Origin of the sequence: Amycolatopsis sp. ATCC 39116, from assembly GCF_000231075.2 — a bacterium.
GTDB classification, from domain to species: Bacteria; Actinomycetota; Actinomycetes; order Mycobacteriales; family Pseudonocardiaceae; genus Amycolatopsis_E; species Amycolatopsis_E tucumanensis.
Window position 1 is genome coordinate 157,378 of sequence record NZ_AFWY03000006.1, and the last position, 26,144, is coordinate 183,521.

At 72.4% G+C, this 26,144-nt stretch carries 7 protein-coding genes; 6 read left to right on the top strand and 1 reads right to left on the bottom strand.

What is annotated here, in order from left to right; all coding sequences use genetic code 11:
- Positions 1–72: 72 nt before the first annotated feature.
- Positions 73–1,668 (bottom strand): (2,3-dihydroxybenzoyl)adenylate synthase, encoded by a 1,596-nt coding sequence (locus tag AMY39116_RS0309800; protein ID WP_020417513.1) that lies wholly within the window; start codon positions 1,666–1,668, stop codon positions 73–75.
- A gap of 64 nt (positions 1,669–1,732) precedes the next feature.
- Here AMY39116_RS0309800 and entS point away from each other — a divergent pair, with 64 nt between their 5' ends.
- Genes entS through AMY39116_RS0309830 form a run of 6 tightly spaced genes read left to right on the top strand, consistent with a single transcriptional unit; the run spans position 1,733 to position 26,045 of the window.
- The gene (gene entS, locus AMY39116_RS0309805; RefSeq protein ID WP_235716094.1) at positions 1,733–2,998 is read left to right on the top strand and encodes an enterobactin transporter EntS; all 1,266 of its coding nucleotides are present in this window, start codon (positions 1,733–1,735) and stop codon (positions 2,996–2,998) included.
- Positions 2,971–3,774, top strand: a complete 804-nt coding sequence (locus tag AMY39116_RS0309810; protein WP_020417515.1) for an alpha/beta fold hydrolase — start codon at positions 2,971–2,973, stop codon at positions 3,772–3,774. Before entS ends, AMY39116_RS0309810 begins: the two co-directional genes overlap by 28 nt.
- Positions 3,775–3,827: 53 nt before the next feature.
- Positions 3,828–4,034 (top strand): MbtH family protein, encoded by a 207-nt coding sequence (locus tag AMY39116_RS0309815; protein WP_191245338.1) that lies wholly within the window; start codon positions 3,828–3,830, stop codon positions 4,032–4,034.
- A gap of 2 nt (positions 4,035–4,036) precedes the next feature.
- Positions 4,037–15,490 (top strand): non-ribosomal peptide synthetase, encoded by an 11,454-nt coding sequence (locus AMY39116_RS0309820; RefSeq protein WP_020417516.1) that lies wholly within the window; start codon positions 4,037–4,039, stop codon positions 15,488–15,490.
- Positions 15,487–22,668: a non-ribosomal peptide synthetase gene (locus AMY39116_RS0309825; protein WP_020417517.1), complete on the top strand. Its 7,182-nt coding sequence runs from the start codon at positions 15,487–15,489 to the stop codon at positions 22,666–22,668. Before AMY39116_RS0309820 ends, AMY39116_RS0309825 begins: the two co-directional genes overlap by 4 nt.
- On the top strand, positions 22,662–26,045 hold the full coding sequence (locus tag AMY39116_RS0309830) for a non-ribosomal peptide synthetase (protein ID WP_020417518.1): 3,384 nt from the start codon (positions 22,662–22,664) through the stop codon (positions 26,043–26,045). Before AMY39116_RS0309825 ends, AMY39116_RS0309830 begins: the two co-directional genes overlap by 7 nt.
- Positions 26,046–26,144: the final 99 nt, after the last annotated feature.

The following is a 26,144-nucleotide window of genomic DNA, read 5'->3' on the forward strand; positions in this document are numbered from 1 at the left end:
GGTCAACCTCGGCACCGCGAACGCCAGCGCTCACCCGGCGCGGGTCAACCTCGGCGCCCCGATCGCCAGCGCTCACCCGGCTATCCGCTTGGCGAGCGCGGCCTTCGACACCTTCCCGACCTTCGTCAGCGGGAAGCTGTCCAGCACCTCCAGCCGGTCGGGCAGCTTGTACGCCGCCACGCCTCGCTCCCGTAGGAAGGCCGTCACCTCGCGCAAGGTCGGCGCCTCCCCGCGCACCACCAGGAACGCGCACGTCCGCTCGCCCATCACCTCGTCCGGCATCCCGACCACCGCGGCGTCGTGCACGGCCGGGTGCGCCAGCAGGTGGTTCTCCAGCTCCTCGGCCGGGATCTTCTCGCCACCGCGGTTGATCTGGTCCTTGATCCGCCCCTCGACGACCAGGTGCCCGGACGGCAGCGCCCGCACCACATCGCCGCTGCGGTAGAACCCGTCGGGCGTGAACGAGCGTGCGTTGTGCTGCTCCGCCCGGTAGTAGCCACGCAGCGTGTACGGCCCGCGGGTCAGCAGCTCGCCGCTTTCGCCGGGTGCCACCGGGTCGCCCTCCTCGTCGACCACGAGCACTTCGTCCGCCTGGCACAGCGGGCGGCCCTGCGTGGTGATCTTCAGCTCGTCCGGATCGTCCAGCCGGGTGAAGTTCAGCAGTCCCTCGGCCATCCCGAAGACCTGCTGCAGATCGCAGCCGAGCGTCGACCGCACCCGGGAAGCGGGCTCCGCGTTGAACTTCGCGCCACCCACTTGGAGCAATTGCAGGCTGGACAGGTCCTCGTCCATGAACTCGGTCGCGTCCATCCACAACAGCGCGACCGGCGGCACCACCGCGGCCACGGTGACGCGCTCCCGCTCGATCAGCTCGAACGCCGTGTCCGCACTGGGATCCGGCGCCAGCACCACCGTGCCACCGGCGGCCATGGCGCCGAGCAGGCCCGGCGAAGCCAGCGCGAAGTTGTGCGCCGCGGGCAACGCCACCAGGTACCGCGTGTCCGCCGAAAAACCGGAGACCTCCGCGCTCGCCCGCGCGTTGTAGAGGTAGTCCTGGTGCGTCCGCGGGATCAGCTTGGGCGTGCCGGTCGTCCCGCCGGAGAGCAGGAACAACGCCACGTCGGAAGGATCTGGCGAAGGCAGCGGGACCGGCGCGGCGGTCGGCAGCGGCTGGAACTCCGCGGGCTCGCCGACGACGAACACCTGCCGCACCGACGGCACCGCCTTCTGCACCGTCCGCGCCAGCTCGCGGTAGTCGTACCCGGCGTCGTCGGTGTCCGCGACCACGTACGCGACCGCTTCGCTCAGCTCGCACAGTGGCACGATCTCGCTCTCCCGGTGCGCGGGCAGCGCCAGCACCGGCAGCACCCCGGCGCGCAGGAAAGCGAAGAACAGAGCCACGAACTCGGGCACGTTCGGCAGCTGCACCACGACTCGCTCGCCGGGCCGCAGTCCCGCCGACACCAGCCCGGCCGCCAGGCGCGAGGCCCACGCGTCGAGTTCGGCGTAGGTCCAGCGCGCGCCATCGGCGGCGACGAGCGCGACCCGGTCGCCGTGCGCCGCCGCGCCCTCGGCCAGCAGGACGTCGAGCGACTGTCCGGTCCAGTAGCCTTCGGCGCGGTACTTCGCCGCCAGTTCCTCGGGCCAGGGCACACAGCCGTGCAACATCGTCAGCTCCCTCGATCGCGCGAACTTAGGTTAGGCTAGCCGACGTTACGAAGGGAAGGTGCTCGTGCGGCTCGGGGAAATGGTCATCGACGTCACGCCGCTACGGAGCGCATCCGCGTACCGGCTCGTCTTCGCCGCGCAGACACTCACCGTGCTGACGACGGCGCTCACCAACGTCGCCATCAACCTGCACGTCTACCAGGTGACCGGGTCGTCGGTCCAGGTCGGACTGGTCAGTCTGGTGTTCGGCATCGCGTTGCTCGGCGGGTTGCTCGCGGGCGGGGTGATGGCCGACCGGGTCGACCGGCGCCGCCTCATCCTCACCACGCGGGCGGTCGTCGCGGTCGTGCTCGGCGGGCTGGCGGTCAACGCCGCGATCCCGCACCCGATGCTGTGGTTCGTCTACGTCGCCGCGATCCTCGCCGGCGCGATCAACGGCCTGGGCGGTTCGGCGCTGATGGCGGCGATCCCGTCGCTGGTCAAGCCGGAGCACCTGACCGCGGCCGGCGCCCTGATCACGGTCACCAGCCAGTTCGGCGCGATGGTCGGCCCGACGGTCGCCGGTGTGATCGCGGCCGGTCCCGGCGTCGCCGCGTGCTTCGCGATCGACGCGCTCGGCTACGTCGCCGCGGTCCTGCTCATGTGGCGGCTGCCCGAGCTGCGGGCAGGCAAGCCGGACGAGGACCACCAGCACCCGTTCCACGCGATCGCCGAGGGTTTCCGCTTCCTGCGGCACAACGCGGTCGTACGCGGGCTGCTCGTGATCGACCTGTGGGCGATGCTCTTCGCGATGCCGTACGCGCTCTTCCCGCAGATGGGCACGGAAGTCTTCGGCGGCGGCCCGTCCGCGGTCGGCCTGCTCTACACCGCACCCGCGGTCGGCGCGTTCATCGGCGCGCTGGTCAGCGGCTGGACCGGCCGGATCCGGCACAGCGGCCGCGCGTTGATCGGATCGGTCCTGTTGTGGGGCTTGGGGGTCACGGCGTTCGGCCTGTCCGGCGAGCTGTGGCTGGGGTTGTTGTTCCTGGCGATCGCGGGTGTCGGCGACACGACCTCGGAGATCCTGCGCCGCGCGCTGCTGCAGCACCACACGCCCGACCACCTGCAGGGCCGGGTCAGCAGCCTGTGGCTCGCGCAGGCCACGACGGGCCCGGCCGTCGGCAACGCCGAAGCGGGCCTGGCCGCGCGGCTGCTCGGTCCGGCGGGCGGAATCGTGGCCGGCGGGATCGTGTGCGTGCTCGGCGTCTGCCTGGTCGCGGTGACCATGCCCGGACTGCGCCGGGCCAGCCTGCAAGGAGAACCATGCCACTCGCCGACGTCAACGGCATGAAGATCAACTACGACGACCTCGGCTCGGGCGATCCGGTGGTGCTCGTGATGGGCACCGCGGCGAACGGCCGGGTGTGGCACCTGCACCAGGTGCCCGCGCTCGTCGACGCCGGCTACCGCGCGATCACCTTCGACAACCGCGGGATCTCACCCGCCGAGCCGGGTTTCACGATCGACGACCTGGTCGCCGACACCGCGGGCCTGATCGATCACCTCGGCCTCGGCCCGTGCCGCCTGGTCGGCACGTCGATGGGTGCGCAGGTGGTCACCGAGCTGATGCTCGCGCGCCCCGAACTGGTCAGCCAGGCCGTGCTGATGGCCACCCGGGGCCGTCCGGACGCGATGCGCGCGGCGATGGGCGCGGCGGAGAAGGAGTTGCGGGACAGCGAGATCGCGCTGCCCGCGAAGTACGAGGCCGTCACGCGGGCAGTGCAGAATCTCTCACCCCGCACGCTGAACGACGACGCGGCGGTCGCGGACTGGCTGGACATCTTCGAGATGTCGCCGACCCTGTGGACGCCCGGCCTGCGCGCGCAGCTGGACCTCGACATCACCGAGAGCCGCCTGGACGCCTACCGCGCGATCGACGTCCCCTGCCTGGTCATCGGGTTCGCCGACGACCTCCGCCTGCCCGCGTACCTCGCGCGCGAGGTCGCCGACGCGATCCCGTCCGCGCGGTACCTGGAAATCGCGGACGCCGGGCACTACGGATATCTGGAGCGCCCGGACGTGGTCAACGACGCTCTTGTCACCTTTTTCGCCGCTGGACACTCTTAGTATCGCCTTACTAAGGTAAGCCTCAGTTGACCTGACGGCACTGGAGGCTTGTGGTGACGAACCCCTTCGACGACGACAACGGGCGCTTCTACGCGCTGGTCAACGACGAGGGCCAGTACTCGCTGTGGCCCACCTTCGCCGAGGTGCCCGCGGGCTGGCGGATCGTCTTCGGGGAGGACAGCCGCCAGGCGTGCCTGGACCACATCGAGGCCAACTGGACCGACATGCGACCGCGCAGCCTGGTCGAGAGCGAGTCCTGAGGGTGGCGTCGAGCGTCGAGGACGTCCTCCCGCTCACCCCGTTGCAGCAGGGCATGATCTTCCACGCCCTGCTCGACGAGCGTGCGGACGTCTACACGGTGCAAACCGTCCTGCGGCTGGCCGGCGAGGTCGACGGCGAGCGGCTCCGGGAGGCGGCGGAGCAGCTGGTGCGGCGGCACGCCAACCTGCGGGCCGGGTTCCGCACGCAGGCGTCGGGCCAGTTCGTGCAGGTCGTGCGCCGGTCGGTGCGGGTGCCGTGGCGGGTCGTGGACTGCCCTGGCGATGCGGAGTTCCAGCACCTGCTGGACGACGACCGCGCCGAGCCGTTCGACCTCGCGCGACCGCCGTTGCTGCGATTCACCTTGGTGCGCCGCGGTTCCGAGCACGTGCTCGTGTTGTCGTCGCACCACCTGCTGTGGGACGGCTGGTCGGCGCCGATCCTGGTGCGTGAGCTGCTCTCGTTGTACCGCGGGCAAGCGCTTCCGCCGGTGCGGCCGTTCCGGGACCACCTGACCTGGCTGTCCAAACAGGACACCAAGGCGGCCGAGCAGGCGTGGGCCGGCGCACTCGCGGACCTCGACGGCCCGACGCTCGTGGCCGACGGCTCGTCGGACGGACTGCCGCGGCGGGCCGAGTTCTCGTTGCCGGGGCAGCCGTTGACGCAGGCTGCCCGCGAGTACGGCGTGACCGTGAACGCGCTGGTGCAGTCCGCGTGGGCGCTCGTGCTCGCCGGGCTGACCGGCCGGGACGACGTGGTGTTCGGCGCGACGGTGTCCGGCCGGAACCCGGAGGTGCCGGGCGTCGAGTCGATGGTCGGCATGCTGATCAACACCGTGCCGGTGCGGGTGCGCCTCGCGCCGGACGAGCCGCTGGCCGCGCTGGCCGCGCGGGTGCAGGCCGAGCAGGCGCGGTTGCTGGAGCACCAGCACCTCGGGCTCGCCGACATCCAGCACGCCGCCGGGCAGCCCACGCTGTTCGACACGCTCGTGGTCTTCGAAAGCTATCCGGGCACCGACCTGGCCGGCTCGCCGCTGGCCGGGGTCGAGGTGCGGGACGCCACGCACTACCCGCTCGCGTTGCTGGTCGTGCCGGGCGAGGAGTTCGTGCTGCGCATCGACCACGACCCGGCGCGCTTCGACGACGCCGCGGTCGCCCGCATCGCGGAGCGGGTGCAGGACGTGCTCGGCTGGTTCGTCGCCTCGCCGGGCACGCCGGTCGCGCGGCTCGAACCGCTGCCCGCCGACGAGTGGCAGCAGGTCGTGGTGGAGCCCAACGAAACCGCCGCCGAGGTGCCGGAGACGACACTGCCGGAGCTGTTCGCCGAGCAGGTGGCGCGCACGCCAGACGCGACCGCGGTGGTCTTCGAAGGCGCTGAACTCACGTACGCGGAGCTGGACGCCCGCGCCACCGCGCTGGCGAGGAAACTGGCCGGTGCGGGGGTGGGGCCGGAGCACATCGTCGGGGTGCGGCAGGACCGTTCGCTGGATCTGATCGTCTCGCTGCTGGCGGTGTTGAAGGCGGGCGGGGCGTATCTGCCGCTGGACCCGTCGTATCCCGCGGAGCGGTTGAGCATGATGATCGAGGATGCTCAGCCCACGGTCGTGCTGCCTGCCGAGCTTCAGGATGAAGGGGAGTTGCGGGCGGCGGGGCCGGACAACCCGGCGTACGTCATCTACACCTCGGGTTCGACCGGCCGCCCGAAGGGTGTGGTGGTCAGTCATCGGGCGATCGTGAACCGGCTGTTGTGGATGCAGCACGAGTACCGGCTCACGCCCGAGGACCGGGTGCTGCAGAAGACGCCGTCGTCGTTCGACGTGTCGGTGTGGGAGTTCTTCTGGCCGCTGATCAGCGGCGCGACGCTGGTGTTCGCGAAGCCGGGCGGGCACAAGGACCCGCGTTACCTGGCCGAACTGGTCGAACGCGAGCGCATCACCACCGCGCACTTCGTGCCGTCGATGCTGGCGCAGTACGTCGAGACCGGCCGGGGGCCGCAGCGGATCATCTGCAGCGGCGAGGCCCTGCCGCCGGAGCTGGCGCGGCAGGCGGGTGAATTCGCCCAGGTGCACAACCTCTACGGCCCGACCGAGGCCGCCGTCGACGTCACCTACTGGCCGGTGCCTGCGGATGCCACGACCGTCCCCATCGGACGTCCGGTGTGGAACACGCAGACCTACGTGCTGGACCGGTTCCTGCGGCCGGTGGCGCCGGGCGCGCCGGGCGAGCTGTATCTCGGGGGAGTACAGCTCGCCCGGGGGTACCTCAACCGGCCCGGGCTGACCTCCTCGCGGTTCGTCGCCAACCCGTTCGGCGAGCCCGGCTCGCGGCTCTACCGCACCGGCGACGTCGTGCGGTGGAACGCCGACGGTGCCCTGGAGTACCTGGGCCGCGCCGACGACCAGGTCAAGATCCGCGGCTTCCGCGTCGAGCTGGGCGAGGTCGAGGCGGCCCTGCTCGCGCTGGACGGGGTCGCCGCCGCGGTGGCCACCGTGCACGCCGGCCGTCAGCAGCTGGTCGGGTACGTCGTCGGCGACGGGCTGGACCCGGCGGCGCTGCGGCGGAGCCTCGCCGAGTCGTTGCCCGAACAGCTGGTGCCGTCCGCGATCGTCGTGCTGGACGCGCTGCCGCTCAGCCCGAGCGGCAAGCTGGACCGGCGGGCGCTGCCCGAGCCGCAGCTCGCCGAGACCGGCAGCGCCGACGCCCGCGACCCGCGTGAGGAGATTCTGGCCGAGCTGTTCGCCGAGGTCCTCGGCGTCGACCGGGTCGGTCGCGACGACGACTTCTTCGCACTCGGCGGGCATTCCCTGCTCGCGACCCGCCTGGCCAGCCGGATCCGCCGCACGTTCGGCGTCGACCTGCAGATCCGGGCGATCTTCGACGCGCCCACGGTGGCGCGTCTGGCGCGGCACCTGGACGGCGGCGCCGCGCGCCCGCCGCTGACCCGTCGCGACCACGACGGTCTCGTTCCGCTGTCCCCGGCGCAGCGCAGCCTGTGGTTCCTGCACGAGCTGGACGGCCCGTCGCCGGTCTACAACATCCCGTTCGCCGCGCGGCTGACCGGACCGCTGGACCTGGACGCGCTCGACGCCGCGCTCACCGACGTGGTCAACCGCCACGACACCCTGCGCACCCTGCTCACCGCGGACGGCCAGCACGTGCTGCCGCCGTTCGAGCGGTTCCCCGTGCACCGGCACGACGGCCCGGCCGACGGGTTCGTGGAACGGGCGAGCCGGTACGCGTTCCGCCTCGGCGAGGAGCCGCCGATCCGCGCCGAAGTGCTGACCACTGGCGAGGACGAGCACCTGTTGGTGCTGGTCGTGCACCACGTCGCGGGCGACGAGTGGTCGGCGCGACCGCTGCTGCGTGACCTGGGCGCGGCCTACGCCGCCCGCCGCGCGGGCCGCGCGCCGGAGTGGACACCGCTGCCGGTCCAGTACGCCGACTACACGCGGTGGCTGCAGGACATCCCGGTCGACGACCAGCGCGACTTCTGGCTCAAGCGGCTGGAAGGCCTGCCCGAGGAACTGCCGCTGCCGACGGACCGGCCGCGCCCGCAGCACCCGACGCGCGAGGGCGGCAACGTCACCGTGGAATTCCCCGCCGCGCTGACCGCGTCGCTGGCGAAGCTGGCCCGCAAGCTCGGCGTGACGGACCTGGTGATCGCGCAGGCCGCGACCGCGGTGCTGCTGTCCCGGCTCGGCGCGGGCGAGGACATCCCGCTCGGCACGCCGGTCGCCGGCCGCACCGACGAAGCCCTTGACGACCTGGTCGGCTACTTCGTCAACACGGTCGTGCTGCGCACCGACCTGTCCGGCAACCCGACGTTCCGCGACCTGCTCGCGCGCGTCCGCGAGGCGAACCTGGACGCCTACTCGAACCAGGACCTGCCGTTCGAGCGGGTCGTCGAGGCGGTCAACCCGCCGCGCTCGCCGGGGCGGCACCCGCTGTTCCAGATCATGGTGTCGCACCGCGATCCGGCGACGGCGGAACTGGACCTGCCGGACGTGGTGGCCGAGCCGCTGGAACCCGGGTTCACCGGCGCGAAGTTCGACCTGGCCTTCCACTTCGGCCCGGAAGACTGCCTGATCAGCTACTCCGCCGACCTGTTCGACGAATCGACTGTGGACACGCTCGCGCGCAGGCTGGTGCGGCTGCTGACCGCGCTGGTCGCGAAGCCGGAGCAGCCGGTCGGCCTCGCCGAGATCCTCGGCGACGACGAGCGCGCCCAGCTCGCGGCCTTCAACGACACCGCCGAGGAGCGGCCGCACACGACCTTGACCGAGATGGTCGAGGAGCAGGCCGCCCGCACCCCGGACGCGGTGGCCGTCGAGTTCCACGACCGCAGCCTCACCTACGCCGAGCTGAACGCGAAGGCGAACCACCTGGCCCGGCGCCTCGTCGCGGCCGGGGTCGGGCCGGAGCGGACCGTCGGCATGCACTGGGAGCGGTCGCTTGAGCTGGTCGTCGGCCTGCTCGCGGTCGAGAAGGCCGGTGGCGCGTTCGTGCCGCTGGAACCGTCGTGGCCGGATCGGCGCATCGCCGAGGTGGCGGAGAGCTCCCGGTTCACCGCGATCCTCAGTGGACCGGAGCACGACGGGCCGGTGCGGGAGCTGGGTGTGCCGGTCGTGCACGTCGACCTCGCGGGCGAGGACCCGGAGAACCTCGGCGTGCGGGTGCCGCCGGAAGGCCTGGCCTACGTCATCTACACGTCCGGCTCGACCGGCACGCCGAAGGGCGCGATGATCCGGCACCGCGCGATCACGCACCGCCTGCTGTGGCAGCGCGAGATGCTCGGTTTCGGGCCCGGCGACGCGGCGCTGTTCAAGGCGCCGATGGGCTTCGACATCTCGATCAACGAGGTGTTCCTGCCGCTGGTCACCGGCGGCAAGCTGGTGATCGCCGAACCCCGCGGCGAGCGGGACATCGAGTACCTGCTGGGCCTGATCGAGCGGCACCGGGTGACGTTCACCTACCTGCCGTCGTCGATCCTGGACCTGCTGGTCGGCCTCGACGGGTTCGCCGAGCGGGGCAGGTCGCTCAAGCACGTCTGGTGTGGCGGCGAGGTGCTCACACCCGAGCTGTTCGCCCGGTTCCGCGCGGTCAGCGACGCGATCATGTACCACGGGTACGGCCCGGCTGAGGCGACGATCGGCGTCAGCCACGTCGTCTACCGCGACGCGAGCGCGGTCCGCAAGGCCGTCTCGATCGGGCACCCCAACGGCAACACCCGCCTCTACGTGCTGGACCGGCACCTGCGGCAGGTGCCGGTCGGCGTGCCCGGCGAGCTGTACGCCGGCGGCGTCTACCTGGGCCGCGGCTACATCAACGACCCCAAGCGGACGGCGGACCACTTCGTCGCCGACCCGTTTGGCCCGCCCGGTTCCCGGCTCTACCGCACCGGTGACCTGGCCCGCTGGCAGCCGGACGGCACGCTGGAGTTCCTCGGCCGCGCCGACAACCAGGTCAAGATCCGCGGCATGCGGGTCGAGCTGGAGGAGATCGAGGCGGTCCTGGAGCAGCACGAGGGCGTGCGGCGGGCGGTCGTGCTGGTGCGCGACGAGCCCAAGCGGCTGGTCGGTTACTGCCTCGGATCCGAAGTGGACGGTCTCGGCGATTGGCTGCGCACCCGCCTGCCCGAGCACATGGTGCCGCGCCGGTTCGTGTTCCTCGACGAGTTCCCGCTGATGCCCTCGGGCAAGGTGAACCGCAAGGCGCTGCCCGACCCCGGCCCGGAGCCGACGTCCGGCAGCCGCGCGGCGGAGACCGAGGCCGAGCGGATCCTGTGCCGCGTGATGGCCGAGGTGCTGCGGGTGCCCGAGGTCGGAGCGGAGGACAACTTCTTCGGCCTGGGCGGCGACAGCATCCTGTCCATCCAGTTCGTGAGCAAGGTGCGGGCCGCCGGGCTGCGGATCTCGCCGCGGCAGGTGTTCGAGCACCAGACCGCGGCGGCGCTCGCCCGCGCCGTCGACACCGACCTGGTGGTCCCCGACGAGGACCGCGCGCAGGGGGTCGGCGAGGTGCCGCTCACCCCGGTCATGCGGTGGTGGCGGGAAACCGGTGACCGCACAATGGCCCAGGCCGCGTTGCTGCGGGTGCCGCCCGCGGACGGGCCGAAGATCTTCGCCGGGGTGCTGCAGGACGTGCTCGACCACCACGACCTGCTGCGTGCCCGGTTGCGGGGAGACGTGCTCGACGTCCGCCCGCCGGGCGCGGTGACGGACGTCCTGGAGCACGTTCCCGGGGACACGCCGGTGGCGGAGAAGTACGCCGAGGCGGTCGGCGCGCTCGACCCCGAGGCGGGCGTGCTGGTGCGGGCCGTGTGGTTCGACCACGGGTCCGAGCCCGGCCGGCTGTTGCTCGTGCTGCACCACCTGGTGGTGGACGGGGTGTCGTGGCGCATCCTCGCCGGGGACCTGGCGCAGGCCTGGGAGGCGCGCTCGTCCGGCCATCCGGCCAAGCTCGACCCGGTGCCCACCTCGTTCCGCTGGTGGGCGCGGCACCTTCCTACCGCCAGCGCCGAGCGGTGGAAGTCCTTGCCGCGCACCGGATCGGCGGACGTCCGGCCGGCCCGCACGGCAGGCCGCCGGGAGCTGACGCTCGGCGCGGAACTGGTCGCCGAGGTGCCCGGCAAGTTCCGCACCGGTGTGCAGGAGGTGCTGCTCAGCGCGCTCGCGCACGCCTTCGGCGAGCCGCGGCTTGTCGCGCTGGAGGGCCACGGCCGCGAGGAGCACCTGGTGCCCGGCGCGGACCTGTCCCGCACGGTCGGCTGGTTCACCAGCGTCTACCCGGTCGAACTGCCCGCCGCCGCGACTCCGCCGGAGATCCAGGAGCGGCTGCGGGCGGTGCCGGACAACGGCATCGGGTTCGGCATCCTCCGCTGGCTGCATGGCGAGCTCACCGACGTTCCGGAGCCGGAGGTCGGCTTCAACTACCTCGGCCGGTTCGACGTCAGCGAGGGGTTCTGGGTCCCGGCCGCGGAGCAGTTGCCGGCGCCGGAGGCCCAGCACCGGCCGCTGGAGATCAATGTCGTGACCGAGGACGGTCCGGACGGTACGGTGCTGACCGCGACCTGGTCCTGGACCGACCGGTTCACCGAATCCGAAGTGGACGGCCTGATCGCGAGGTGGCAGGACGCCCTGCACGACCTCACCACCGCCGAGGAGCCGGAGGAGGTCCTGCCGCTGTCCCCGCTGCAGCAGGGCATGCTCTTCCACGCGCTCTACGACGAAAGCGCGGACGACGTCTACACCGTCCAGTTCGTGCTGGGCCTGACCGGCGAGGTCGACGCGGCGCGGCTGCGCCGGGCCGCGCAGGGCCTGCTGGACCGGCACCCGAACCTGCGCGCGGCCTTCGTGCACGACGACGAGCCGAAGCAGGTCATCCGCCGCGAGGCCGAGCTGCCGTGGGCCGAGCTGACGCTCAGCCGCGAGGAGTTCGACGAGTTCCTGGCCAGGGACCGGGCCGAACGGTTCGCGCTCGACGAGCCGCCGCTGCTGCGGATGACGCTGGTGAAGCTGGGCGAGCGGGACCACCGGCTGGTCCTGTCCAACCACCACATCCTGCTCGACGGCTGGTCGCTGCCGCTGCTGGTGCGGGACCTGCTCGCGCTCTACGCCGGCGCCGAGCCGCCGTCGCCGCGGCCCTACCGCGACTACCTGACCTGGCTCGCCGGGCGGGACCGGGACGCCTCCGCCGAGGCGTGGCTGGCCGCGCTGGACGACGTCGAGGAGCCGACGCTGCTGGCCCCGGCCGCGTCGCGGGTGCCGATGCGGCCGGGCAAGCTGCGGCTCGACCTGCCCGCCGAGACCACGGAACGGCTCTACGCGGTCGCCCGGGAGCACGGCCTGACCGTCAACACGGTCGTCCAGGGGCTGTGGGGTCTCGTGCTGGCCCGGCTGACCGGCCGCGACGACGTCCTGTTCGGCGCCACCGTTTCCGGACGACCCGCCGATCTGTCCGGTGTGGACGGCATGGTCGGCCTGTTCATCAACACCGTGCCGGTGCGGGTCCGTCTGCGCGGTTCGCTGCTGGACGTCCTGCGGGGCGTGCAGGACGAGCAGGCGCGGCTGATGGACCACCAGTACCTCGGCCTCACCGACATTCAGCGGGCGGCCGGGCACGGCGATCTGTTCGACACGCTGGTCGTGTTCGAGAGCTACCCGATCGACTCGGACGCGGTGAGCGCGAGCGAGCGGGCCGCCGGGATCACGATCGACCGGGTCGAGGTCGAGGACTCGACGCACTACCCGCTGACCCTGGCGGTCGCCGCCGAGGAGCGGTTGTCGGTCGTCTTCGAGTACCGGCCGGACACGTTCGACGAGGCGTGGGCGGAGTCGCTGAGCGGCTGGTTCCGCCGGGCCGCGGAGGCCTTCGCGGCTGCCCCTGCGCAAAACGTGAGGGGCGTCGACCTGCTCGGCGAGGAGACCCTGGCAGAGCTGCGCCGCATCGGCACCGGCAAGGTCCTGGAGGCTCCGGCGACGACGCTGCCGGAGGTCCTGCGCGACCAGGCGCACGCCACGCCGGACGCCGTGGCGATCGTGGCGGGGGAGACCCGGCTGACCTTCGCCGAGTTCAACGCCCGCGCCAACCAGATCGCGCGGATGCTCATCGAGCAGGGCGTCGGCCCGGAGGACGTGGTGGCGCTGCGCATGCCGGCCGGGCCGGACATGCTGGTCGCGCTGCTGGCGGTGTTCAAGGCGGGCGGCGCGTACCTGCCGCTCGACCCGGACTGGCCTGCCGAGCGGATCGACTTCATGCTCGCCGATGCCGCGCCGAAGCTGGTCCTGACCGAACTGCCGGAAGCGACGGGCTCGACCGACGACCTGCCGCCGCGCGCGAAACCGCAGCACCCGGCCTACGTCATCTACACCTCCGGTTCGACCGGCACGCCGAAGGCCGTCGTGGTGCCGCACAGTTCGATCGCGAACCTGCTGGTCAGCCACCGCACGGACCTGTTCGACCCGGCACGCGAGCGGGTCGGCCGCCCGCTGCGCGTCGCGCACGCGTGGCCGATGGCGTTCGACGCGTCCTGGCAGCCGATGCTGTGGATGTTCGCCGGGCACGAGCTGCACCTGGTGCCGCCGGACACCCGCCGCGACGCGGACCTGCTGCGGGCGTTCCTGCGGGACCACGAGATCGAGTTCGTCGAGCTGTCCCCGTCGCTGCTCGCGCAGGTCGCGACCGAACCGGGCTGGCGCGGCGCGCTCAAGGTGCTCGGCGTCGGCGGCGAGGCGGTGCCCGCGCAGCTGTGGCGGTCGCTGCGGGACGAGCCGGACCTGGCCGTGTGGAACCTCTACGGCCCGACCGAGTGCACTGTGGACTCGGCAGCCTGCGACTTCGACCGCACGGAGAACCCGTGCATCGGCTCGCCGGTCGGCAACGCGCGCGCCTACATCCTCGACCGGCATCTGCGGCCCTGCCCGCCCGGCGTGGAGGGCGAGCTGTACCTGTCCGGCGCCGGTCTCGCCCGCGGCTACCTGCGGCGGCCGGGCACGACGGCCGAACGGTTCGTGGCTGATCCGTTCGGCGAACCCGGCACCCGCATGTACCGCACCGGCGACGTGGCGCGCTGGAACGCCGAGGGGCTGATCGAGCTGCTCGGCCGCGTCGACGACCAGGTCAAGATCCGCGGGTTCCGCATCGAGCCCGGCGAGATCGAGGCCGTGCTGCTGCGGGACGAGCGGGTCGAACGGGCGGTCGTGGTGCCGCGCGAGGACACGCCCGGCGTGAAGCGGCTGGTCGCGTACGTCGTCGCGAGCGGCACGGACGGCCTGCGCGAGCAGGTCGCCGCCGCGCTGCCGGAATACATGGTCCCGGCCGCGATCGTCGCGGTCGACGGCTTCCCGTTGACGCGCAACGACAAGCTCGACGTCAAGGCGCTGCCCGCGCCGGACTACACGAGCACCACGTCCCGGGCGCCCGCGACGGAACTGGAGAAGCGCATCGCCGGCATGTTCGCCGACGTCCTCGGCCTGCCCGAGGTCGGCGCGGACGACAGCTTCTTCGCGCTCGGCGGGGACAGCATCGTGTCGATGCGGCTGGTCAGCAAGGCCCGTGGCGCCGGGCTGGCGTTCACCCCGCGGGACGTGTTCGAGCAACGCACGGTCGCGGCGCTGGCGCAGGTCGCCGGGGAGGCCGTGCACCGTGCGGACGCGGACGCGGGCATCGGCGAGGTCCCGCTGACGCCGATGCTGCACTGGCTCAACCGCAACCAGCCGTACGGTCAGCTCAGCCAGGCCCGGATGCTCTGCACCCCGGCCGGGCTCGACCTGGACCGGCTGCGTGAGCTGGTGCAACTCCTGCTGGACCGGCACGACGTGCTGCGCGCGACCTTCGACGGCACGTTCGTCGTCCGCCCGCGCGGCGCGGTGGACGCAAGCGCTTGCGTCACCCGGATCGACGCCCGCGACTTGGCGTACGGCGACATCGCGGAGCGGCTGCCCAGCCTGATGCGGGAGATCCGGCTCGACCCGCCGTCCGGCGACATGGTGCGGTTCGTCTGGTTCGACACCGGCCCGGACCGCTCCGGCCGCCTGCTGATCGTGCTGCACCACCTCGTCGTGGACGGTGCGTCGTGGGGCGTGCTGGTGCCCGAGCTGGCCGAGTTGTGGGCTGGCCGCGAGCTGCCGCCGGTCGGCACGTCGTACCGGGAGTGGGCGCAGGCGCTGCCCGAGGTGGCGCGGGCCAAGGCGAGCGAGATGCCGCTGTGGCGGGAGATCCTGTCCGGCCCGGACCAGGTGCTCGGCGCCCGCCGCCTCGACCCGGCCACCGACACCCGCGCGTCCATGCGAGCCACGCGGACGTTCCTCGACCCCGCGGTCACCGGCAAGCTGCTCACGGAGGTGCCCGAGCGGCACGGCGTCACGATCAACGACGTCCTGCTGGCCGGGCTCGCGCACGCGGTGTCCCGCTGGCGCGGCGGCGACGACACGTCGCTCCTGCTCGCGCTGGAAGGCCACGGCCGCGAGGAACAGATCGTGCCCGGCGCGGACCTGTCCGGCACGGTCGGCTGGTTCACGAGTGTCTTCCCGGTCCGCGTCGATCCTGGCGACCTCACGCGCGGCGTGCACCAGGGGCTCACGCGGGTGAGCGAGCAGCTCGCCCTGCCGGACAAAGGCATCGGCCACGGCCTGCTGCGGTACCTCAACCCGGACACCGCCGCCGAGCTGGAAGCGCTGCCCGAGCCGCAGCTGGAGTTCAACTACCTCGGCCGCCTCACCGTCGGCGAGCGCGACGGCGAGCCGTGGTCCGGCGCGCCGGAGGTGGGCGCGATGGGCGGCGGCGTGGACGACGACATGCCCGCGCCGTACTGCCTGGTGCTGAACGTGCTGGTCCGCGGCTCGACGCTGGAGGCCGACTGGCAGTGGCCGTCCGCGTTGTTCACCGAAGACCGCATCCATCAGCTGTCCCGCGAGTGGTTCGCCGCGCTGACCCTGATCGCGCAAGGAGGCCCCCGGTGAGTGACCTCGCCGCCCGCAAGCGTGAGCTGCTGCGCCGACGGCTGGCCCAGGCCGGCTTGGCCAGCACGACGTCGATCCCGAAGCGGGACTCCGACGACGACTTGCCGTTGTCGTACGCCCAGTCCCGCATGTGGTTCCTGCAGCAGCTCGACCCGGCGAGCCCGGCCTACAACGTGTGCCTGGCGATCACGCTGCGCGGCGCGCTGGACAAGGCCGCGCTGCACCGGTCGTTCCAGCGGCTCGTGGAGCGGCACGAGATCCTGCGCACCCGGTACGTGGCCGGGCCGGACGGCGAGCCGCGGCAGGTCGTCGACCCGTACGCCGTGGTGACGATGCCGGAGTCGGACCTGCGTGGCCTGTCCGAAGAGGACCGGGACCGGACCGTCCAGCGAGTGGCGCGGGAGGAGTCGGCGCACGCGTTCGACCTCGCCAAGGAGCACTCGCTGCGCCTGCGCCTGCTGCGCCGCGGCGACGAGGACCACGTGCTGGTGCTGACCGTGCACCACATCGCGTGGGACGGCTACACGTTCAACACGCTGTCGCGGGACCTGTCCGCCCTGTACCGGGAGGACACCACCGGGCAACCGTCCGGTTTGGACCCGCTGCCGGTGCAGTACGCCGACTTCGTGGTGTGGCAGCGGAAGACGCTGACGGACGAGAAGCTGGCCGGCGATCTCGACTACTGGCGCCGCGAGCTGACCCCGGCGCCGGAGAACCTGCCGCTGCCCACCGACCTGCCGCGCCCGCCCGCGCGGTCGGACCGCGGGGACCGGCGGTTCCACACCTTCGACCGGGCCGTGACCGACCGGATCGGCGAGTTCGCGCAGGCCCGCGGGGTCACGCCGTTCATGGTGGTGTTCGCCGGGTACGCGGCGCTGCTGTCGCGCTGGACCGGCGCGACGGACGTGCCGATCGGGTCGGCGTCGATGAACCGCGACGCCGGTGAGGTCGAGCGGCTGATCGGCAACTTCGGCAACACGCTCGTGCTGCGGGCCGACCTGTCCGGCGACCCGTCGTTCGCCGAGCTGGTGGACCGGGTGCGGCGCGTGTGCACCGACGGCTACGCGCACCAGGACCTCCCGTTCGACCTGCTCGTCGAGCGGCTGCGGCCGCCGCGCGTGCCGGGCCGGTCGGTGCTCTTCGACGTGATGCTGTTGTTCCTGACCCAGGGGTTGCAGGGCTTCGACCTGCCCGGCGTCGAGGCGAGCTGGGAGACGGTGCACAACGACACCACCCAGTTCGACCTGGCGCTGGAGGCGTTCCTGGTCGACGGCGAGATGCGGGTCGAGGCCACGTACTCGACGGAGCTGTTCACCGCCGCGACCGTCGAGCGGTTCCTGGCGCACCTGGAATCGCTGCTCGCCGCCGCGGTGGGCGCGCCGGACCGGCCGGTGAGCCGGCTGTCGTTCTTCGAGGACACTGCCCTGATCGGCGACGCGCGCGAGGTGCCGGAGACGACGCTGCCGGAGCTGTTCGCCGAGCAGGTGGCCCGCACGCCGGACGCGACCGCGGTGGTCTACGAGGGCGTCGCGCTGACCTACGCCGAGCTGGACGCCCGCGCCACTGAGCTGGCGCGGCGGTTGGCGGGCGCGGGGGTGGGGCCGGAGCACATCGTCGGGGTGCGGCAGGACCGTTCGCTGGATCTGATCGTCTCGCTGCTGGCGGTGTTGAAGGCGGGTGGTGCCTACCTGCCGCTGGATCCGTCGTATCCCGCCGAGCGGTTGAGCATGATGATCGAGGATGCTCAGCCCACGGTCGTGCTGCCCGCCGAGCTCCATGATGAAGGGGAGTTGCGGGCGGCGGGGCCGGACAACCCGGCGTACGTCATCTACACCTCGGGTTCGACCGGCCGCCCGAAGGGTGTGGTGGTCTCGCACCGGGCGATCGTGAACCGTCTGTTGTGGATGCAGCACGAGTACGGTCTGACGGCCGAGGATCGGGTGCTGCAGAAGACGCCGTCGAGCTTCGATGTCTCGGTGTGGGAGTTCTTCTGGCCGCTGATCACCGGCGCGACGCTGGTGTTCGCCAAGCCGGGCGGGCACAAGGACCCGCGTTACCTGAGCGAACTGAGCGCGCGGGAGCGGGTCACCACCGTCCACTTCGTCCCGTCGATGCTGCGGGCGTTCGTCGAGTCGGGCGCGCGGCCGAGCACGCTGCGCCGCGTGATCTGCAGTGGCGAGGCGCTGCCGTCGGACCTCGCGCGCGAACTGCCGCACGTGCACAACCTGTACGGCCCCACCGAAGCCGCGGTCGACGTGAGCCACTGGCCCGTGACCGAGGGCGCCGGCACCGGGACCGTGCCGATCGGGCGGCCGGTGTGGAACACGCAACTGCACGTGCTGGACCGGCACCTGCAGCCGGTCGCGCCCGGCGCCGTCGGCGAGCTGTACCTGGGCGGGGTCCAGCTCGCGCGGGGCTACCTGAACCGGCCCGGGCTCACTGCGTCGCGGTTCGTGGCCGGGCCAAACGGGGAGCGGCTGTACCGCACCGGCGACCTGGTGCGCCGCACCGGCGACGCCCTGGAGTTCCTCGGCCGCGCCGACGACCAGGTCAAGATCCGCGGGTTCCGCGTCGAACTGGGCGAGGTCGAGGCCGCGCTGACCGCGTTGCCCGAGGTCGTCAGCGCCGGTGTGGTCGCGCGGCCGGAGCGGCAGCAGCTCCTCGGCTACGTGGTCGCCAAGCCGGGCACGGACGCGGCCGGCATCCGGCGGCAGCTCGGCGCCACGCTGCCCGAGCACCTGGTGCCGTCGGTCATCACGTTCCTCGACGAGCTGCCGCTGAGCCCGAGCGGCAAGCTGGACCGCAAGGCGCTGCCCGAGCCGGAGGCGGCGACCGCGGTCGCGGAGCCGGAAACCGAGCGCGAGCGGGCGCTGGCCGCGTTGTTCGCGGACTTGCTCGGCGTCGAGCGCGTCGGCCGGGACGACGACTTCTTCGCCCTCGGCGGGCATTCCCTGCTGGCGACCAAGCTCGTCGGCCGCATCCGCGCGGACCTCGGCGTCGACCTGGCGATCGGCACCGTCTTCGACGCGCCGACCGTCGCCCGCCTGGCCACGGCGCTCGACGGCGGCACGCAGAAACGGCCGGCGATCACGCCGATGCCGCGCCCGCGCCGCATCCCGCTGTCGTCGGCGCAGCAGCGGTTGTGGTTCCTGTACCGGCTGGAAGGCCCGAGCGCGACCTACAACGTGCCGTTCGCGGTGCGCCTGGACGGCCCGCTCGACGTGGACGCGCTGCGGGCGGCGCTCGCCGACGTCGTGAGCAGGCACGAGGTGCTGCGCACGATCTATCCCGAGTTCGAGGGCAGGCCCTACCAGCAGGTCCTCGACACGATCCCGCCGCTGATCGTCGGCGACGGCTCGCCACGCGAGGCCGCGCAACGGGAGTTCGAGCTGGACCGCGAGCCGCCGTTCGAGGCGCGGCTGTTCCGCGACGGCGACTCGCACGTGCTGTCCCTGCTGACGCACCACATCGCGAGCGATGGCTGGTCCGCCGAGCGGCTGCTGGCCGACCTGACCACCGCGTACACCGCCCGCCTGCAGGGCCGCGGCCCAGGCTGGGCGCCGCTGCCGGTGCAGTACGCGGACTACGCGCTCTGGCAGCGGGACCTGCTGGGCAACGACGCCGACCCGAACAGCCTCGCGTCCACCCAGCTCGCCTACTGGACGCGGCAGCTCGCCGACCTGCCGGAGGAGATCAGCCTGCCGGCCGACCGGCCACGTCCGGCCGATCCGTCGTTCCGCGGGGACGCGGTGCGTTTCCAGCTGCCGCCGGAGACGCACCGGGCGCTGGCGGAGCTGGCACGGCAGACCGGCGCCACGACGTTCATGGTCGTCCAGGCCGCCGTCGTCGCGCTGCTCGGCCAGATGGGCGCGGGGGAGGACGTGCCGATCGGCGCGCCGGTCGCCGGCCGCACCGACGACGCCCTGGACGGCCTGGTCGGGTTCTTCGTCAACAACCTCGTGCTGCGCACGGACCTGACCGGCGACCCGACGTTCCGGCAGCTCGTCGAGCGGGTGCGGCGCACCGACCTGGACGCGTTCGCGCATCAGGACCTGCCGTTCGAGCGGCTGGTCGAGGCGCTGAACCCGGCCCGGTCGATGGGGCGGCACCCGCTGTTCCAGGTCATGCTGGCCTACCAGCGCGCGCCCGGCGGGCCGGTGCCGTTCGGGCACGCGTCGCTGCGGGAGGAGCACGTCGACTTCTACGCGGCGCGGCTCGACCTGTCGTTCCACCTGTTCGAGCAGGATGCGGGCATCGACGGCTGGCTCGTCTACAGCGAAGACCTCTTCGACCGGTCCACTGTGGACGACCTGGTGGCCCGGTTCACGCGGCTGGTCGGCGATCTGCTGGCGGACCCGGACCGGCGGCTCTCGGCCACGTCGGTGCTCACGCCCGAGGACGTGCTCCCCGCCGGTGAGACGCGTGAGGTTCCTCCGGCGACCTTGGCGGAGCTGTTCGCCGCCCAGGTGGCTCGTACGCCGGATGCCACCGCGGTGGTCTTCGAGGGCGAGTCCCTGACCTACGCCGAGCTGGATGCCCGTGCGAGCGCGCTGGCGCGGCGGCTGGCGGGTGCGGGTGTGGGGCCGGAGCACATCGTCGGGGTGCGGCAGGATCGTTCGCTCGACCTGATCGTCTCCCTGCTGGCGGTGCACAAGGCGGGCGGTGCCTACCTGCCGCTGGACCCGTCGTACCCGGCGGAGCGGCTGAGCATGATGATCGAGGACGCCCAGCCCACCGTGGTTCTTCCCGCCTCCTTGGAAGGTGAGGGGGAGCTGCGCCCGGCGGGGCCGGATCACCCGGCCTACGTCATCTACACCTCGGGCTCCACCGGCAGGCCCAAGGGCGTCGTGGTCAGCCACCGCGCGATCGTGAACCGTCTGTTGTGGATGCAGCACGAGTACCGGCTCACGCCGGAGGACCGGGTGCTGCAGAAGACTCCGTCGAGCTTCGACGTGTCGGTGTGGGAGTTCTTCTGGCCGCTGATCACCGGCGCGACGCTGGTGTTCGCCAGGCCGGACGGGCACAAGGACCCGGAGTACCTGGCCGGCCTCATCGCCCGCGAGCGGATCACCACCGCACACTTCGTGCCGTCGATGCTGCGGGCGTTCGTCTCCTCGGGCGGCGACCTGTCGGTGCTGACGCGGGTGATCTGCAGCGGCGAGGCCCTGCCGTCCGATCTGGCGGGCCCGAACGTGCACAACCTCTACGGCCCCACCGAAGCCGCGGTCGACGTCACCTACTGGCCGTGCGCAGACGGCGCGGGCGAGGGCACGGTGCCGATCGGGCGGCCGGTGTGGAACACGCAGGTCCACGTGCTCGACCGGTACCTGCGGCCGGTGCCGCCGGGCGTCACCGGCGAGCTGTACCTGGGCGGCGTCCAGCTGGCCCGCGGCTACCTGAACCGGCCGGGGCTCACGGCTTCCAGGTTCGTGGCCGCGCCGAACGGGGAACGGCTCTACCGGACCGGGGACCTGGTGCGGCACCGCGACGGCGTGCTCGAGTTCCTCGGCCGCGCCGACGACCAGGTCAAGCTGCGGGGGTTCCGGATCGAGCTGGGCGAGGTCGAGGTCGCGCTCACCCGGGCCGGCGCGCGCAGCGCCGTCGCGGTGGTGCGCGACGACCGCCTGATCGCCTACGTCCTCGGCGAAGCCGACGCGAACAGCCTGGCCCGCGAACTGCCCGACCACATGATCCCGTCCGCGATCGTCCAGCTGGACGAGTTCCCGCTGACGCCCAGCGGCAAGCTCGACCGCAAGGTCCTGCCCGCGCCCGACTTCGCCGCGCTGGCGGGCAAGGCCGAGCCCGCGACCGAGCGGGAAGCGTTGCTGTGCAAGCTGTTCGCCGAGATCCTCGGCCTGGCCGAGGTCGGAGCGCAGGACAGCTTCTTCGCCCTCGGCGGCGACAGCATCGTGTCCGTCCAGCTGGTCAGCCGGGCCCGCAAGGCGGGGTTGACGATCACCCCGCGGCAGGTGTTCGAACAGCGCACCCCGGCCGGGATCGCCGCGGTCGCCGGAGCCGCCGTCACGGAGGCCGACGACGGCACCGGCCGCATCGAGCCGACCCCGATCATGCGCTGGAGCGAACGCGGCCTCGCGCAGGCGATGCTCCTGGTCGCCCCCGACGGCCTGACCCGCGACGGCCTGGTCCGGGTGGTGCAGGCGATCCTCGACCGGCACGACGTGCTCCGCGCCCGCTGGGACGGCGCGCTGGTGGTCCCGGCCGAATCCTTCGACGCGGCCGAGATCGTCCGGGATGCCACCGGCGAGCTGGACGCGGAGCTGCGGGCCGCGCGTGAGCGGCTGACCGACGAGCGGATGCTGCAGGTGGTCCGCTTCCCCGACCGGGTGCTGATCGTCGCCGACCACCTCGTCGTGGACGGCGTCTCGTGGCGGATCATCATGGACGATCTCGCCGAAGCCTGGGCAGGCAAGGAACTCGTGCGCACCGGCACGTCGTTCCGGCGCTGGAGCGAACTGCTCGCCGCGCAGGACCGCAGCGCGGAAACCGGACTGTGGCGCGAAATCCTGGACGGCGCCGACCCGGTGCTCGAACCCGGCGGCGAACGGCACGAGACCGGGTTCACCGTGCCGCTGCCCGAGAGCGCCGAACAGGCCGGGGTGCAGGAACTGCTGATCAGCGCGTTCGCCGAGGCGCTGGAAACCTGGCGTGGTCGCGGCGACGCGGTGATCGCGGTCGAGGGGCACGGCCGGGAGGAACAGCTCGGGGCTGACCTGTCGGCCACGGTCGGCTGGTTCACCACGATCTTCCCGCTCCGGCTGCGGCCGGGCACGCGGCTGCGGGACGTGCGTGAGCAGCTGGACAGCCTGCCCGACCACGGCCTCGGCTACGGGCTGCTCCGCCCGCTGGGCCTGCCGGAGCCGACGATCGTCGTCAACTACCTCGGCCGCCTGCCGAGCGGGACGGGCGAGCCGTGGTCGGTCGCGCCGGAGGCCCCGATGCTGCGGGTGCCGCCGCGCACCGCGCAGTGGGCGATGGAGGTCAACGCGGTCAGCGTGGACGGGCAGTTGCGCGTCGCGATCACCGGGCCCGCGGTGCCCGAGCTGACCGAGCTGTTCCGCAAGGCGCTGAGCAGCGCGCCGACCGCGGCGGACACCGCGCTGGCGGACGTTTCCGAAGAAGACATCGACGAGTTCGAAGAGGAGCTGGGCACGTGGTGAGTCAGCAGCCGACGGTGGGAGAGCTCCTGCGCGAGGTCACCGACCTGCTGGGGCCCGAGGCGGCGGAGCTGTCCGAGAACGACAGCCTCATCGAGTGGGGCCTCGACTCGATCCAGCTCATGCAGGTCGCGAACAAGTGGCGCAAGCAGGGCATCAAGGTCGGCTTCGCCAAGCTGGCCAAGAAACCGACCCTGGCCGGGTGGCGGGAGATCCTGGCCACCGCGGCCGGGGTCGCGCCCGAGCCCGAGGTGACCGTCGAGGTCGACGAGACCGAGCCCTTCCCGCTCGCGTTGATGCAGCACGCGTACTGGATCGGCCGCGACGAGGAGACCACGCTCGGCTCGGTCGCCGCGCACCTCTACGTCGAGTTCGACGGCCCGGACCTGGACCCGCAACGCCTCGACGTGGCGGTGCGGAAGCTCGTGGCCCGGCACGGGATGCTGCGCGCCGCCTTCCTCGACGACGGCCGCCAGCGGATCCTGCCCGAGCGCGCCCAGCCGTCGCTGCTGGTGCACGACCTGCGTGACCTGGACGAAGACGCCGAGCAGCGTCGCCTTGCCGATCTGCGGGACGCGTCTTCGCACGCGCGTCTGGACGTGGCGAACGGCGAGGTGTTCAAGATCCAGCTCAGCCGCCGTCCCGGTGACCGGGCGCGGCTGCACGTCGACGTGGACATGCTCGCCGCGGACGCGTTGAGCTACCGCGTCCTGCTGTCGGACCTGGCGCGGTTCTACGACGAGCCGGACGCCGAGCCGGAGCCGATCAACTACAGCTACCCGCGCTACCTGGCCGAACGTGAGGTGACCCGCCAGGCCGAGCAGGAAAAGGCCCGCGAGTGGTGGCAGCAGCGGGTTCCCGAGCTGCCCGGCGCGCCCGACCTGCCGCTGGTGCCGGAAACCGAGCGCGCCGACGCCACCCGCGTCACCCGTCGGCACCACTGGCTGGCGCCGGAGGACCGCAAGCGCCTCGGCGCCCGCGCACACGAACACGGGCTGACCCCGGCGATGGTGGTCGCGGCCGCGTTCGCGGAGACCCTGTCGTCGTGGAGCGCGCAGCCGCGGTTCCTGATGAACCTGCCGATGTTCGACCGGCAGAGCACCCACCCGGACGTCGACAAGCTGGTCGGCGACTTCACCAGCTCGGTGCTGCTGGAAGTCGATTTCTCGACGGAGGCGTCCTTCGTGGAGCACGCGAAGGCGTTGCAGGACCGGATGCACGCCGACGCCGAGCACGCCGCGTACTCGGGTGTCGAGGTGCTGCGGGACCTGTCCCGGCACCACGGTGAGCAGGTGCTCGCGCCGGTGGTGTTCACCAGTGCGCTCAACCTGGGCGAGCTGTTCGACGCACGCGTGCGGCGCTGCTTCGGCGAGGCGGTGTGGATCATCTCGCAGGGCCCGCAGGTGCTGCTGGACGCGCAGGTCACCGAGGTCAACGAGGGCCTGCTGATCAACTGGGACGTGCGGGAGCACGCGTTCCCGGCCGGGATGATCGACGCGATGTTCGCCGCGTTCCAGGACCTGATCACGCGGCTCGGGCAGCGGGACGACGCGTGGGAGCAGCCGGTCGGCGGCACGTTGCCGCGGGAGCAGGCCGAGGTGCGGGCGCGGGTCAACGCGACGCAGGGGCCGCGCAGCGGGCGGTTGCTGCAGGACGGGTTCTTCGAGCGTGCCGTCGCGCAGCCCGACGCGCCGGCGCTGCTGTGGGGCGCCGATGGGGTGCTCAGCTACGGCGCTTTGCGTGACCGCGCGCTGCGGATCGCGAAGTCGTTGCAGGACAAGGGTGTCGCGCCCGGTGACCTGGTCGGCGTGAGCCTGCCGAAGGGCCCGGACCAGATCGCGGCGGTGCTCGGTGTGCTGGCCGCGGGCGCCGGGTACGTTCCGATCGGTGTCGACCAGCCGGCGGCGCGGGCGGAGCGGATCCGGCGGATCGCCGGGTTCTCGCACGTGCTGACGTCCGCGGAGGAGGCGGCCGAGCCGCTCGCCGAACCGGTGCGGGTGGACGAGGAGCAGATCGCGTACGTGCTGTTCACGTCCGGTTCGACGGGGGAGCCGAAGGGCGTGGAGGTGCCGCACCGGGCGGCGATGAACACGATCGACGACCTCAACGAGAGGTTCTCGGTGGGGGCCGACGACCGGTGCCTCGCGGTGTCCGCGCTGGACTTCGACCTGTCGGTGTACGACGTCTTCGGCCTGCTGTCCGCGGGCGGCGCGGTCGTGCTGGTCGAGGAGGGCGACCGCAAGGAGGCGCGGCAGTGGGTCGAGCTGGCCGCGTCGCGCCGCGTCACCCTGGTCAACTGCGTGCCTGCGTTGCTGGACATGCTGTTGTCCGCGGCCCGGCCGGGGGAGTTGAGCGGGTTGCGGACGGTGCTGCTGGGCGGTGACTGGGTGGGCACGGACCTGCCCGGCCGGGTGGCGGAGCAGGCGCCGCGGTGCCGGTTCGCCGGGCTCGGCGGCACCACGGAGACGGCGATCCATTCGACGGTGTGCGAGGTGCACGGGGTGCCGTCGTCGTGGCGTTCGGTGCCGTACGGGACGCCGCTGCGCAACGTCGTGTGCCGCGTGGTGGACGTGCGCGGCCGGGACTGCCCGGACTGGGTCGCCGGGGAGCTGTGGATCGGCGGCGACGGGGTCGCCCACGGGTACCGGGCGGACCCGGAGCGGACCGCGGACCGGTTCGTGGAGCACGAGGGCCGCCGCTGGTACCGCACGGGTGATTTGGCGCGGTACTGGCCGGACGGCACGCTGGAGTTCCTGGGGCGCCGGGACTTCCAGGTGAAGGTGCGCGGTGTGCGGATCGAGCTGGGCGAGGTCGAGGCGGCGCTGGCCGAGTTCCCCGGGGTGCACCGGGGCGTCGCGGGGGTGGCGGGCAACCAGCTCGTGGCCGCCGTCGGGGGTGCGGTGGACGGCGACGAGGTCCGGGAGTTCGTCCAGACGTTGTTGCCGCCGCACATGGTCCCGGCGCGCGTGGTGGTGCTGGACGCCCTGCCGCTGACGGCGAACGGCAAGGTGGACCGCCGCGCGGTGGCGGTGCACTGGCAGGCGTCGGCGGACAGTTATGTCGCGCCGGAGACTCCGTTGGAGCAGGTGCTGGCCAAGGTGTGGGCCGAGGTGCTCGGAGTGGAACGCGTCGGCCGCGACGACCCGTTCTTCGCGCTCGGCGGAGACTCCGTGCTGGCGACGATGATCGTCGGCCGCCTGCGGGAGGCGCTGGACACGACCGAGGTGACGGTGCGGACGCTGTTCTCGGCGCTGACGGTGGGCGCGATGGCGGCGCGCCTGGTGGCCGACCAGTCGGTGCCCGGGCGACTGGAGCAGGTGGCGGAGATCTACCTGGAGGTGGACGCACTCTCCGAGGAGGACTTGAACGCACAGTTGTGATTCGGGCCTGGGCGGCTGGCTGCACGACGTGAGCCGGCAACGCAAAGCACCCACCCGGCCGTCCAGCCCTCCCCCGCTCCCCGATCCACAGCCCAGTTC

Coding starts and splice junctions, on each gene's coding strand:
- AMY39116_RS0309800 (WP_020417513.1), bottom strand. CDS start 1,668: ATGTTGCACGGCTGTGTGCCCTGGCCCGAGGAACTGGCGGCGAAGTAC.
- AMY39116_RS0309810 (WP_020417515.1), top strand. CDS start 2,971: ATGCCACTCGCCGACGTCAACGGCATGAAGATCAACTACGACGACCTC.